Consider the following 13240-nt stretch of genomic DNA (forward strand, 5'->3'; position numbering starts at 1 on the left):
CAAATTCTACCAGGTGCTCTGGCGTGAATAGCTAAATTAACTAACGCCTCTTAGTCCGTTGTTGAATAGTTTCGAGTAATACTCATGATTCACGGCGGTTGCTGAAGCTGTGTGCAATACGGTTATTGAATTGAGGTGGGAGTATCGTGAGGAATTGCGATGGTCTTTTGTATCACCTCACTCATCATTTCGATCGGACATGTGAAATCGAAGCGTTTACGTGGGGTATATTCAGTTGCAAGACAACGGCATCAAACTGTTCCAGGCTGTGTCCCAACTAGTCAATCCTTTTGGGCAAGTACTGGAGGATGAGCTTGTTGATATGTTCATTATTGCCGCGCTGCCAAGGGCAGTGCGGGTCGCATAAGTAAATCGCCACCGCTGTATTCTGGGTGATTTCGGCATGTAGCGCCATCTCTCGGCCCTGATCGCAGGTCATGCGCATCGCCAGCGGCATGCTATTGACCGCAGCGTTAAATCCCTCCATTGCCGAGGGTTGCCGTCGCGTCATTCATCTTTAGCTGCATCGGTGCGTACCACCAACGTGCCTACGGACGAGTCATTGTCCTTGATCATTTCACCTTCCCAATGGCCCGGCATCAATCGGACTTCAATCTCCGACGGCCGCGTCGATCCAGCCCGCCTGAGCGTGGCCTGTGTGCCGCTTTGCCTTGAGTAGAAGATGATCAGTTCCTTGCCTAGTTCCCCGAGCGGCTGGGTATAGATCGTCTCGCTGCAGACGAAGACATCTCTAAGGTTGGAAATATTAATGCTGCGTAGCATGCCGGCAATCTGCTCGGTAGACAAACGCTTGCCCAGTATGTGGGCCACTAACTCGAAGCGTTCACTACCCGGAAACAGTTTTCGCACTGGTCGAAAAATTTGACGGCGGGGTTGCATCTGTTGCTTGCCGCACGGGCTGAGTAACTTCCACATACCTATCGATATGGTGCAACTCAAGGCTGATGGTCGAGGGAGATCGTTCGGTCAGTCGAGGAATCTGGCGCAGAGTTCGTGACAGGGCATGGGGTAGCAACGTTCCGGAAAGGTCAGGTGTCACACTAAATTTTCGCGGCCGCCAAACTATCGCACTGTATATGTTGTTAGTTAAGCTGCTGAAATGTGTGAATAATTATAACGGCCGACTATATTTCTAAAAATTGTTCATGGCGGCGGCGCAGTTACGAAATCAATAATCAGTAAGATGTTTTCTTAATTTCACAGTCAACGATCTAGGGCTAGCCAAAAGTAATACAGATCTGATTAGACCATACAGCGGGATAAAGCCTAATTCGAAATTATCTATTAATATCTTTATCCTGCTTTTAATTTGTGTTTTCCGTTTCTTGGATGAAATGCTGGTTGGAGAAAAAACGTAATTTAAGAGCGGTTCTGGTAAGTTTGCAGTTTTATATTTTTTTACGATTTTGAAAAATAATGCAAAATCTTCTGCTGCAGGGCGATCAAGAGGATACAAACCAATGTCCAGCAATACTTTAGAACGTATCATGACGCTAGGGTGAACAAACATTGAATTTAAAAACATTTTTCTTTTTATTTCACTGTGAGTGGATGGTAGCTTACTGGTAAAAATAAACTCACCATTTTCTGTTACAAAATCTACCCAAGATCCAATTAGTCCATGTTCAGGGTTGGAGTTTAAAAAGTCAATTTGCTTTGATATTCTTTGGTTTTTGCAAGTGTCGCCGCAATCAAGCCTTGCGATATAATCGTAATTGTTGAGACAGTATTGAAGGCCAGTGTTGAGAGCAGTTTCAATGCCTTTGTTTTCAGGAAGAGTAATCAGCTTTACTGATAGTGTCCCTGTATATGCCTGAAGAACTGTGGATGCTTTTTCTTGACTGCCATCATCTACCACCACAACATCTGGACCTGAGTCAAACACATCAATAGAATCTAATGATGAAATCAAGTTTTTTCCGTCATTATAATAAGGTATTAGTACGCAGCAATTAGTCATAATTGTATCCTATAATTTTAGCAGGGTTTCCGGCCACTATTGAGTTTGGAGGAGCATCTTTAATTACTACTGCTCCAGCCCCCACTGTGACATTGTTGCCGATTTCAATATTTCCAATAAGAATTGAGCCGGCACCGATATTGACGTTGCTGCCAATTTTTGGGCAGTCATCGTGTGAGTGCTTATTGCCAATAGTAACCCCATGTCTAATTGTGCAATTAACTCCAATGACGGAATTTGGATTAACTACAATGTTAAAGCCGTGATATAGACATAAACCCCAGTTTATATTGCAGTTGTATGGGATTTCAATAGCTAGAAAGAACTCTAGAAAGAATTTGTTCAAGATATAAAATGGGAAGCCTAGTATTTTTGCAATGAGTGAAGGTCGGTTGTACAGTTGAGATAACCGAATTATAGTTACCATTATTTTTGTTTTTATTGATTTGTTGCCTTGGATTTCCAGATAAAGTTTTTTTATATATTCGAAGCGAGCCATAGTTCCTCGAGGCGCATAAGATTAGTGTGGTTATGAATTCACGAAATACAACGGAGTTTATAATGGTTCTGAAAAATCGTTTATTGCCTCTGAACGGATTTAGTAGGCGTATAGTTGTAGCTAACTGCCAGTCTAAGGGCGGGGCTATTTAATTCGAATTTAAACAAATGTAGTGTCTTGGATGATTTAATTTAAACTTAATATTCCGAATTTTAAATTAATCAGAGCTTTCAAAATGATGCCCTATGTCCTGAAATGAGATATGGATGCCTACACTGAAGTTAGGCCACCCATTACTCATAGCGATTGCTGGAGATGAGTGCAACACGGTTATTGAATTGAGGTGGGAGTATCGTGCTGCATCGCGATGCCCTTATCATCATCTTACTCATCACTTCGATCGGACATTTGAAATCGATGCGTCTACGTGGGGCATGTTCAGTTGCAAGGTAATAGCACCCAACTGTTCCAGGCTGTGCCCTGACAAGTCAGTCCCTGTGGGTAAGCACTGGAGGATGAGCTCGTTGATATGTTTATTATTGCCGTGCTGCCAAGGGTTGTGCGAGACGCAGAAGTAAATCGCCACCCCTGTGTTCTGGGTAATTTCTGCATGTAGCGCCATCTCTCGGCCCTGATCGTAGGTCCTGCGCATCGCCAGCGGCATGCTATTGAGCGCAGCGCTCAAGCATTCGATTGCCTCGCGTCATTCATCTTCAACAGAATCAGATGGCCCCAATGATGTGTCCCACCAACGTTCCTAAGAAAGAGGCGTTGGCCTTGCCCTTGATCAGTTCACCTTCCCTATACGCCGGCATCAGCCGGTCTTCAATTCCCGGCGGGCGCACGTGAATGCTGACCATCTCTGGAATCCGGCCGTGTCGATCCTCGCCGCCTCAGCGTGGCTGGCGGGCCGTTTTACCTTGGTGTATAAGAGGTCAGTTCCTTGCGTAGTTCGCCGAGCGGCTGGGTATAGATCGTCTCGCTACAGACGTAGACATATCTAAGGTTGTGAATATTAATGCTGCCTAGCTTGCCGGCAATCTACTCAAGGGACAAACGCTTGCCCAGAATATGGGCCACCAACTCGAATCGTTCACTACCCGGCAATAGCTCTCGCATTGGTCGACAGGTTTGACGGCGGGGTTGTATCTGTTGCTGGGTCGCACGGGCTCAGTAACTCCCGCATACCTCTCGATTGTGGTGCAGCTCCCGGCTGGATCGTTCGACCATCAGCGGAGCAATCCGGCGTTGGCTGAGGCCCTGGACATGACTAATTATATTGGTAGCGCGTCCTTCGATGTTGAGTTCGTTATAGGACATGGGGCAGCACCGTAGCGGAAAGGCCAGGCGCTGCTCTCAGTTGTCGCGACCGCCGCTCTTATAATTGTTCGCTCTATTTCAATATCATGTGTTTACAACCTGTGCCGCATTTTTAGTCATTAATGCTATTTCAGTTTCCCATGTGCATACGTGCAAGTGCGGCCGAATAGGGCAAGATTTGGTCGGCACGAGGTACAGAGTTCAAACGTACCTTTATCCACTGCATCAGCAGTCACATTATAAGGTAGCAGGGTAACCTGCGCTTATCTCACTTTGAGCGATACTCTATATATTGGGCTCGTCGAGCGAGGGCCATGCATCAACGCGTTCCTAGAAAGATGTCTTAGTTAGCCACCAGTTGCTTGGCTTCAACTCTTCTCACTGTTCGTCAAGGATCCCAGTCCCGCCGCGAATTAAAAGCCTGAATAAAAGGTCGTCAGGTTTCAAATTAGGGTAACGGTATTGTGCGAGGCTTCAGCAGTTTGGCGTGAAAGCGGCGCAACGAGCGGCTTCGCAATAGAAAGAATTGTACCAACCGCAAACCGACTAGTCGCACTTAGGAGCATTGCCATAGGTCTCTATAACCACCAACTAGTCGAATAATAACCTAAGTAGTTAGCGCTTTGGATTCAGCTAACGCTTTGGATTATGTGGGAGTTTATTAGGTGAGTTGTTGGTATCCGTTCTCCATCTTGGAGTTAAAATGTTACATGTGAGATGTTGTTGAAGATTCCCTACAAGCAGGAATAAATGGTAAGAATGTTATCAAAAAGAAAGTTTGTTGATGCTATACAGTAAAATTGGTCATAGAAGATTATGTTCTTTACTAGATATATAGTGAAGTAGGATACAAGCAATAGGGCTGAAATAATTCGTATTTGGATGTTTGCTCTAGTTTGCAGAAATAGTATCAGGTATGTAAATGCTATTAAGTAGTAGTAAATGTATAAGCGGTCGAATACTTTGCTTATTGGTGAGCTCAACATTAAGAATAGAAATATATAATTTGAGAATAGCCATAGCTCATTTAGAGTATTAAGTGTTTTCGGAGTTGTATTGATGCCCGCGGGCATTTTTATTATTTTTGACCTTGATATACACGAGATAAAGAAAAGCAAAAATGACATCGTTATAGACTTCGTTGTGTCATATTCCTCCCATTGAGAGTAAAGTTCTACTTTGTTGTCTAAGTAAACGAATGAACTAAAAAGACCATCGGAAAGATGACTTATTACGAAGCTACCAACGCAGTAGGCGATTGCGGATATTAATATTACGTGCATTATATTGCTTTGTAATTTCTCAATCTTGTTTTTAAAGATAAAAAATGGTGCAAAAATAATCGACGATAAGTGGGATAGGAATACTAAGGCTAACGCGAAAGCTCTTTTTTGTTTTGAGACGGAAAGGGCCAGAAACAAAAAAGATACAGCTATAGATTGTCGTATTACATTTCCATAAGTACTGTATAAAACGAATGATGATAGTATTAGGCAAATAATTGGAATTGATGCTCCTTCAGTTAGCCTATACAGAGAAAAAATTAAAATTAAAAATGAAATTAGGAATATGATCGCGAAGCTGCTATTTGATACTCCTGTGAGGTGAGCGATGAAGTTGATTATACCATAAGATATTACTTCAGGCTGGCTTTGTACTGTGCTCCAGAAGTGCCCTTCTAAAAAAGATTGCATGTATTCAATATATTGTGACTTGTCATTGCCTAGTAAGTAACTTGAGTCTTTTGTCGCAATAAAAACCATAAACATAGTGCTTAGAAGTATTAATGCTATCATCCCTGTTATACGGGCGGAAGTAGATCGCTTAACGAATATTAAAAACGTACAATAAGATGCTGTAGCCCATAGCGTTAAAATAGGTAGCAAAGCTAATAGTATTGTATAGCAAGTGATACCAACTACGGCTAGCGTGGGTTTGCGTGATTTTAATGTTGTGAGTAGGGTTTGCATACAACCTTTTCTTCGGTTTATATTTTAAAGATAACAGTTGCAAAAGCTGCACGCAACACGCTATCGAACTGACGTAATTGTTTATTTCAATGCTTACGACCTATGTGATCACGGCCAACGAAAATTTACAATCACAACGTATTATCTGGCAGCGCTAAACCGATAGGAAATATCATTATTTTTCCACTATGCACTGACAAACCCAGCTCCGCCAACGGCAGAATTGTAGAGGCCATTGCTCCTTTATACTAGGTAACACTGAATACTAGGTGTAAAGGCCGTGTGCAGCATATTTTCTTCCTTAGAGAAGATCTGAAATGTGTAGACGGTTTTAATTAACCAATTATTGCTGGGTGCAAAAAAACTCTGATTCAATCTAAAACACCTTTTCGTCGCACAATGCCCCGTTTCTTGCAAACAAGAGCTTGTCAACGCTCATTGTCCGCGAACCCCTATAGGTTCAACAGAGCACGTAACGTGCTCAGCTGCGCGCTGTTTCAAACAAGGTTCTGAAAGCGCACCTTCGTATAGTTATGGAGGGGTTAAAAATAAAATTACACTTCTTGACAAAGTTATTGATGTTAACACGCTAGTTGGTGCGGGTTTTATTTGTTGTCGATAGTATGTGTTTTATTGATTTGGTATTTATTAGGGTTTTAGAGAAGTAGTCCACATCGTCTACAAGATAGCCATGAATGTATTTAAGTAATCGCTCATGATCAAATGATATGTAGAAATTTTTACCTAATGCGACAACCTCTTTCCTATACAAAAGACCTTCAAGGCCTACTGTCGAGTTTATTGTTATTATTTTGCGGCAATTCTTTATTAAAGATGTAGTGTTCGTATTTGTCAGTATGAAGTTGTAGGTGCTCTGTAACTGTATTATTTTTTCGATTTCCATTCGGTTAGTTTCAGCTGGGTGAATTTTGACGATGAGTTTTAAATTTTCTTTCTGCGCTATCTCTGCAGAATAATGTACTGCGTCAATATTGTTTTTCGAAGAGTGAAGTTTTACTTGAGTATCTCCCGAAACTTGAAGCGGAAGAAAAATGTAGTCTGTGCTTTTCAAGTAATCTGCGTTGCACTGAGTAGAAGGCGCAATGTGGCTCAGTGAATTTTTAAAATTTGACTTATGTATGTTGTTTTTGATTGTAGATTTTGTTGGTTTTTTTAGCCACTGATTAACTACGGATTGAATTTTTGCTGTGTAGTTGTTCTTGGATTGTGGCGTAGGAAAGTCTTTGTATTTTTCGTAAGTGCTCATCCAGCTTAAGTGAGTGCCTTCATCTATGCTGGGGAGTTTGTCAAGTATAGTCGGATCTAGTGATATAGACGAAAGAGCGTTAACGCCCACAGGATCGCAAAATATCTTGTTCGGCAGGTTAGAAATTTCAAGATATATTGTATCTATATAATGTGCCAAAGCTATTTTTGTTACGCACCGTCCTAGAAGTTGCTGTCCATTCCAAAGTAATATTTTATTTGGTTTGTGTTCTAAAATAAGGAGTTCTAGTTGTTTTGTGATACTTATAAAGTCATTTGTAGCATCTGAAAGTAAAATCTTTTGGTTGAGTACTTCAATTGAGGAGCTCACAACACTAGTTATTTCTTCTTGTGTGTTTGCGAACTCTTCATTGCTTGGGCTTTTTTCTTTGCGTAGTAGATAGGAATTCTGTTTTTTTAAAAAAGACTTAAAATGTGCTAATGGTTCTGTGGTAATAAATAAAATATTTTCGCTATTGGCAACAGATCGCGAAAATCTAGAAAAGAAATTATATCTTTCCAGGGAGTCTATAATAATGAATATCATTTTTTAAATGCCGTAGTGGTTTTGTATTAGTGTGCAATTCTAAATTTACTTTTTTCGATTTAAGCGATTCTTTAAAATATTGTGGCTTAAATGGTCGTTATTGAGTAGATTTAGCTATTTTTAATGTTATAAGCAGGCCTATCGATAGGCTAATCATGTTTGATAAGGAATATGCCATAAGGGTTGCGTTGGGGCTTAAGGATAGGGTGTAAGCTATAGTTAGTGAACTGACTGTCGATAAAAATATAATTGTTTGGATTAATAGGTCCGTTCTTTGGTTTTGTGTTGCGAGTAAGATTTGCGATAATGGTATATAAATCATTTGTAGTGCATATAATGGAGATAAGATGTAGAAAAAAATTGTAGCTTGGTGCCAGCTCTTATCGAATACAATTTCTAAAATCAAATCAAAGAAAACACAGCCTAAAATTAAATATGCGATAGCTAATAGAATAAGAAGAATTGCGTAACTTTTGTAAATTAAAAACAATCCCTTGGCATCTATGTCATTATGTACTGCGGTAATTGCTTCTCTTCGAACTATTCCGCCAATGCTTTGGGCTATCAGAGATACTGGGAAAAATCCGAATCTTTGAGTTGCTGCAAAATAGCCGGCGGTCATGTCCCCAAATAAAACAGGTATGATTATTGGTAGCGAGTAGAGTAGTGTTGAGTTGAGTAGCGTCGCTGGGAGAGTATATTTGGCGAATGAAATATTTTCAAACAAGAATTTTATATGAGGTTTTTTGGGTTTTTGATTTTTTAGTATTATAAACAATATAGTAGTTGTAAGTATTAAATTTGCGATTGTATATATTACAAATGTATCTTCAAGCTTTTTTAGTGATACAGCCATTGCTAATAAAGACGCGAATGTAATGTTTGTAAGTACTTTGGTTATTCCAATTATCGCATATTTCCTACAGGAATTTAGATAATGATTGCAAGCTTGTTGTATTAAAAAAGTCAGGGAGAATATTAATACTATTTGGTATTCATCTTTGCCGGATAGTATTGTTGCCAGATACAAAAAAGAAAAGGAGGCTAGCGCTATCAAGCAAACGTTAACTAATGCAGCGCTCGAGCGTTGTTCTGTTTCGGCTACGCAGGCCAACTCATACCGAAATGCCATTATGGTTCCGATAAACATTGCTATATTTACGTTAAAGTTGAATTTTCCGAGCTCTATCGAACCCCATTCTCTGCCTATAATGGCTATGCATAGAAAAAGTACTGCTTGTCCGGCAACTACTCCTGCGAATGATATTGCCGTGTCCTTCTTCTTTAAACTCATATATTGATTAAGTATCCGTAGCTATCTAGGGGCAGTTGATTTCGCTTGGTATTCAGCAATCGCTTTCACATAATCTACAGGTTCGACAGTGTAAGCAGCGTGGGCGGCTTCGCAGTGTTTTAGCAAGGCCCTGGGAAGCACACTTTCGTATAACCTAACTGGCGCTTGATCACTCAAAACGGATAATCAACCTTCCCGCGTTTTTGAGCTTTCCCGTGTTCGATTTTCTGACGCATGCGACCGATCAAACTCTTTTGCAGTGCTTTGCGAAACTGTTGGGCCTTGCAGCAATCGACGAGATCTTCGGGCGGTGTTGATGCTCATGATGTTTTTCAACGCCGGTGTGACCCGCGTCGCCATAGACGTAAGTTTGCTCACCATGCAGCAAGTGAACGACCTGGGTTGCGCCCGCCACATTGGCCGCCGCGCCCACTACACTGTGCACCAAGCCCGATTCAGTATCGACACCGACGTGCGTTTTCATCCAGAAGAAATATTGACTCCTTTCTTCGTCTAGCGCATTTTCGGGTCATTCTTGCCGTCCTTGTTCTTCGTCGAACACGGCGCATGAACCATCGTCGTATCGTCTTTGGTGCCTTGACGCAGCAACAGGTCACGGAATAGCCATTGATCACCTGTAGAATCCCGCCGGCCAACTCATGCTGTTCCAGCAATAGGCGGAAGTTGAGGATAGTGGTTTCATCCGAAATCCGATCCAGATGCAGTCCGGGAAACTGGCGCAAAATTGCAGTTTCGCAGAGCGACTCTTCCATGGTCGGATCGCTATAACCGAACAATTTTTGCATCAGATGAACCCGCAACATGGCCATCAAAGGATACGTCGGACGATTGACTTCACACCTTGGATAGTGCGGCTCGATCAGCTTGATTAAGCCCTTCCAGAGCACAGCCTGATCCATTTAGATAAGAAAACGTTCAAGGTTGGTTTTCTTACGTTTGCCAGCGTATTTGGCATCAGCAAAAACATCCACTTCCCCAGGGATCAGCCGCGCAAAGATTGGGGCAGGGGTATTTCACCTTATTTGAAATGCTTTTTCAGAGTTCCCCTAGTACTGCTAATTTACATTTAGACACGCTACCGCCACAGGATTTTTCGCCAGTCCCTGAAAGCGGTTCAATTCTCTGTGTTTTGTTGTTACTTGAGTATTTATATAATAAAAGCACCCTGAAGTGATCAAGGTGCGCAGAGCTGTATAAATATTTTGTGATTAAACGCTGTCGGATTTATATTCATAGTTGTAATAGCCGTATGCCCCATAGCCATACTTGGCGGAAGCGCGTTTTTCAACACCATTGAAAATGGCGCCTTTAAGTTCAATGCCATTTTGGGCAAAGCGGCGCATGGTTAATTCAATTTCACGGGCCGGGTTTAGCTCGAATCGAGTCACAATCAAATTGGTACCCGATTGACGGCCAACAATTGCGGCATCGGTTACCGCTAGGAAGGGAGGAGTATCGAGAATAATTTGGTCGTATCTGGCGCTGATCTGCTCTAGGAACTCACTGAAGTTCTTGTGCATGAGCAGCTCTGATGGATTTGGTGGGATTTGCCCTCGACCGATGACATCGAGATATTCGATTTCAGTTTTATGAATGGCGGTGTCGAGGTCGCAGCGTTTCGCCAGCAAATCGGATAGACCGTTTTCTACCGGAATGCCAAACATTTTGTGGATGTATCCTTTACGCATGTCCACGTCTACCAGCAGTACACGCTGTCCGGATTGAGCAATTACTGCCGCCAGATTTGAGGAGACGAAGGACTTTCCGACCTTGGGGCTTGGGCCGGAAATCATAAGTCGGTTGTTGTTGGCTTCCAGCATAGCAAAATGCAGGCTGGTACGTAGACTGCGCAAGCCTTCAATTGCCAGATCGGTTGGATGGCTACTCGCCAGCAATGGTATGACGCGAGTGCCGCGGCCATTAGTACTTTTATCGTCTTCTACTTTCTGCAGCGAGCTGAATGGAATCGAGGCATATACCGGCAAGCCGAGCTTTTCGATGTCATCAGGGTTTTCAACGCCGCGGTTAAGGGCTTTTCGAAACAGTACTAAGCCTATGGCCAGCAGTGCGCCGAGAAGTGCCGCTATTAACACGATCAAGGCTTTTTTAGGTTTTACTGGAAATCGCAGGTCTACATCTGCAGTGTCGATTAAGCGCACATTGCCTACAGCGCCTGCGCGCATCACGTCTAGCTCCTGAGATTTATTCAAAAGCTGGGTATAAATCTCGGTACCTACCTTCAGGTCGCGGGTCAGGCTCAACAGTTCTTGCTGAGTCGAAGGTAGGTTTTCAACTTGTTTGGCCAAACGCTGTTGTTTACTGGTTAGTTCTGCCAGTTGGCCCATTAATGCACGGTAGGCTGGATGCTGTGGAGTAAACTTGCGGTCCATCTCTGCTTGTTGCAGTTTCAGGGTCGATATGCTGGTATCCAATGCCACGATCTGGTCGAGAATGGCTTTAGCTTCAAGGCTAATATCAATCGATTTACTGCGTATCTGAAACTTGTTTAGTGCTTCTTCAGCTTTTTCCAGATCTTTACGAACTTGCGGCAATTGGTCTTTTAGGAACCCCAAGCTTTGAGCTGCCTCAGCCGAGGTGCGCTCGATATTCTGCTGCACATACAAACGAGCGATTTCATTAAGTGTCTGAATGGCTATGCTTGGTTCGGTGTTTTCAAGCGCCAGCGCAACCATGCCGGACTCCTTACCACGCTCCGACACATCTAGCGCTTTCTGGTAAGTCAGGATTGTGGTTAGGCGGGGGTGTCGGACTATGTTAAATGTTGTGCCCGGGTTGGCTTGAAGAGACTCTACCTGCAGTTTTATACCATTTTGGTCATAGGATTGGCCCACTTGACCTTCCACTAATGAATTTTTGTCTTCATCAAGCAAAGTAAAGCTGCCATCTTTGCCACTCACCAAAGTGAGGTCTGTATCGAGAAGCTCTTGGGGTAGCTCTAGTACAGCAAGCTTTAGCTTCTCACCGCCCCAGGCAAAGCTATTCAGGCCAAGTAAGGGGTTAGCTACACTGTTTTCTGTATCAGGTTTAAAGCGTCGGGCGAGAAACTCACCAATCACAGGGAAGTAGTTAGGTTCGACCTCAATGTCCAGTTTCAAGTTATCAACTGCGGCACCGATATTTTTGCGAGACTTCATCAATTCGATTTCTGTAGCTGACGGTGACTCTTTGCCCAGCATGCTGCCGATATCAGAGAAGCCCAGCATGTCGTTTTTCTTGGCTTCAACCTGGATCAACGCATTCGCTTGGTACACCGGTGTAGCGAGCAGGGCATAGGCAACACCTGCAGCCATAAAGACGCCGGTCACGCCTGCAATCAGCCATTTATGATCGATCAGCGTGCCCAACAACCCCATCAGGTCAATCTGGTCGTTGTCGTCATCGTGCTCATGGGGCTTTGTCACAGGTGCTTGCTGCATAAGTCGGTTCTTTATCTTCACAGGTAATTCGAGGGATGACTCAGCGTTTGATCCGCTGGGCCCATGCATTTACGGCGGCGTCAATCAGTGCGTACGCGTGCACAAAGGCAGGCTTGCCCTGGCGGTACGGGTCGTTGATTTCGCGGTTGTCTTGCCATTTGCCCAACAGGAATACTTTGCCCCGTGCCTCTGGAGCGAGGCTTAGGACACCATTAATATGATGTTGTTCCATGACCAAAATAAGATCGGCTTCATTTATCTTGGCGGCAGTCAGCTGGGTAGAAATGTGTTCAGGCACGGCGTGGCCATGTTCTTCTAGAACGGCCGCCGCTGTGGCTTCGATGGGCTTGCTTTTTACGGCGCTGAGGCCTGCGGAACTCACGACGATGTCGGAGGGCGCCAGTGCGACCCGCATGAGATGTTCGGCGGTGGGGCTGCGGCAAATGTTGCCAATGCAGACAATCATGATTCGTTTAAACAAGGCAGCTTCCTTTGTGCCAAACATGCTCAGCCGGCGAGAGCATTTAACGATTCGTCACGACCAATATCCCCGATCCAGGAGATGGCAGTGCCTATCAATAAAGGCTGCCCGCATCAGTTTGATGTGGCGATGGCCTGGGCGGGAGCGCAGTGGCTCCTGCTTTATTACAGATAATGGGCGGTACGAAGTTGAACAACGAAAATATTAACTGCGAAACGATTGCAATATCAACCTTTAAATCGGCAGAGATTTATATTCAGGCTATATAGGCGTATTTCAATATTTATTGCCTGACAATAAATAACATTTTGGCCGTTCCCGACTAAAAATAACTCCGCCCAATGGCAGGTGCCTGGAGCCGGGCCCTGTGGTAACGGGCACTGCTCAGGGCGGTGTGGCGACCCTTGCCTGGGCCTTGTACGGG

7 protein-coding genes and 3 pseudogenes are annotated in these 13240 nt (G+C 43.5%); all 10 read right to left on the reverse strand.

Going from position 1 to position 13240, the window contains the following annotated elements; genetic code table 11:
• Positions 1–122: 122 nt before the first annotated feature.
• The 10 genes and pseudogenes from KO536_RS05865 to KO536_RS05910 all read right to left on the reverse strand — a co-directional run bounded on the left by KO536_RS05865 (position 123) and on the right by KO536_RS05910 (position 12816).
• A pseudogene (locus tag KO536_RS05865) lies at positions 123–1060 on the reverse strand (IS30 family transposase).
• A gap of 129 nt (positions 1061–1189) precedes the next feature.
• Positions 1190–1981, reverse strand: coding sequence for a glycosyltransferase (locus KO536_RS05870; protein ID WP_219261406.1), 792 nt, complete (start codon positions 1979–1981; stop codon positions 1190–1192).
• Positions 1974–2480: a serine O-acetyltransferase gene (locus KO536_RS05875; protein WP_219261407.1), complete on the reverse strand. Its 507-nt coding sequence runs from the start codon at positions 2478–2480 to the stop codon at positions 1974–1976. The genes KO536_RS05870 and KO536_RS05875 overlap by 8 nt, the downstream gene beginning before the upstream one ends.
• A 330-nt stretch (positions 2481–2810) precedes the next feature.
• Positions 2811–3800: pseudogene (locus tag KO536_RS05880) on the reverse strand (IS30 family transposase).
• 734 nt (positions 3801–4534) lie between these two features.
• Positions 4535–5770: an EpsG family protein gene (locus tag KO536_RS24500; protein WP_219261408.1), complete on the reverse strand. Its 1236-nt coding sequence runs from the start codon at positions 5768–5770 to the stop codon at positions 4535–4537.
• A gap of 589 nt (positions 5771–6359) precedes the next feature.
• Positions 6360–7583, reverse strand: coding sequence for a hypothetical protein (locus KO536_RS05890; protein ID WP_219261409.1), 1224 nt, complete (start codon positions 7581–7583; stop codon positions 6360–6362).
• Between the two features lie 97 nt (positions 7584–7680).
• A complete protein-coding gene (locus tag KO536_RS05895) occupies positions 7681–8877 on the reverse strand; it encodes a lipopolysaccharide biosynthesis protein (protein WP_219261410.1) in 1197 nt (398 codons plus the stop codon).
• Positions 8878–8999: 122 nt separating this feature from the next.
• Positions 9000–9869, reverse strand: a pseudogene (locus KO536_RS05900) (IS5 family transposase); the annotation flags it as partial.
• 237 nt (positions 9870–10106) lie between these two features.
• Positions 10107–12335, reverse strand: coding sequence for a polysaccharide biosynthesis tyrosine autokinase (locus KO536_RS05905; protein WP_219261411.1), 2229 nt, complete (start codon positions 12333–12335; stop codon positions 10107–10109).
• A gap of 40 nt (positions 12336–12375) precedes the next feature.
• Positions 12376–12816, reverse strand: coding sequence for a low molecular weight protein-tyrosine-phosphatase (locus KO536_RS05910; protein WP_219261412.1), 441 nt, complete (start codon positions 12814–12816; stop codon positions 12376–12378).
• Positions 12817–13240: the final 424 nt, after the last annotated feature.

The sequence above is a fragment of the Pseudomonas sp. NKUCC02_KPG genome, assembly GCF_019345465.1.
Lineage (GTDB): Bacteria > Pseudomonadota > Gammaproteobacteria > Pseudomonadales > Pseudomonadaceae > Aquipseudomonas.

Bases quoted from the DNA above. Each gene is read 5' to 3' on its own strand.
- KO536_RS05870 (WP_219261406.1), bottom strand. From the start codon at position 1,981: ATGACTAATTGCTGCGTACTAATACCTTATTATAATGACGGAAAAAAC.
- KO536_RS05875 (WP_219261407.1), bottom strand. From the start codon at position 2,480: ATGGCTCGCTTCGAATATATAAAAAAACTTTATCTGGAAATCCAAGGC.
- KO536_RS24500 (WP_219261408.1), bottom strand. From the start codon at position 5,770: ATGCAAACCCTACTCACAACATTAAAATCACGCAAACCCACGCTAGCC.
- KO536_RS05890 (WP_219261409.1), bottom strand. From the start codon at position 7,583: ATGATATTCATTATTATAGACTCCCTGGAAAGATATAATTTCTTTTCT.
- KO536_RS05895 (WP_219261410.1), bottom strand. From the start codon at position 8,877: ATGAGTTTAAAGAAGAAGGACACGGCAATATCATTCGCAGGAGTAGTT.
- KO536_RS05905 (WP_219261411.1), bottom strand. From the start codon at position 12,335: ATGCAGCAAGCACCTGTGACAAAGCCCCATGAGCACGATGACGACAAC.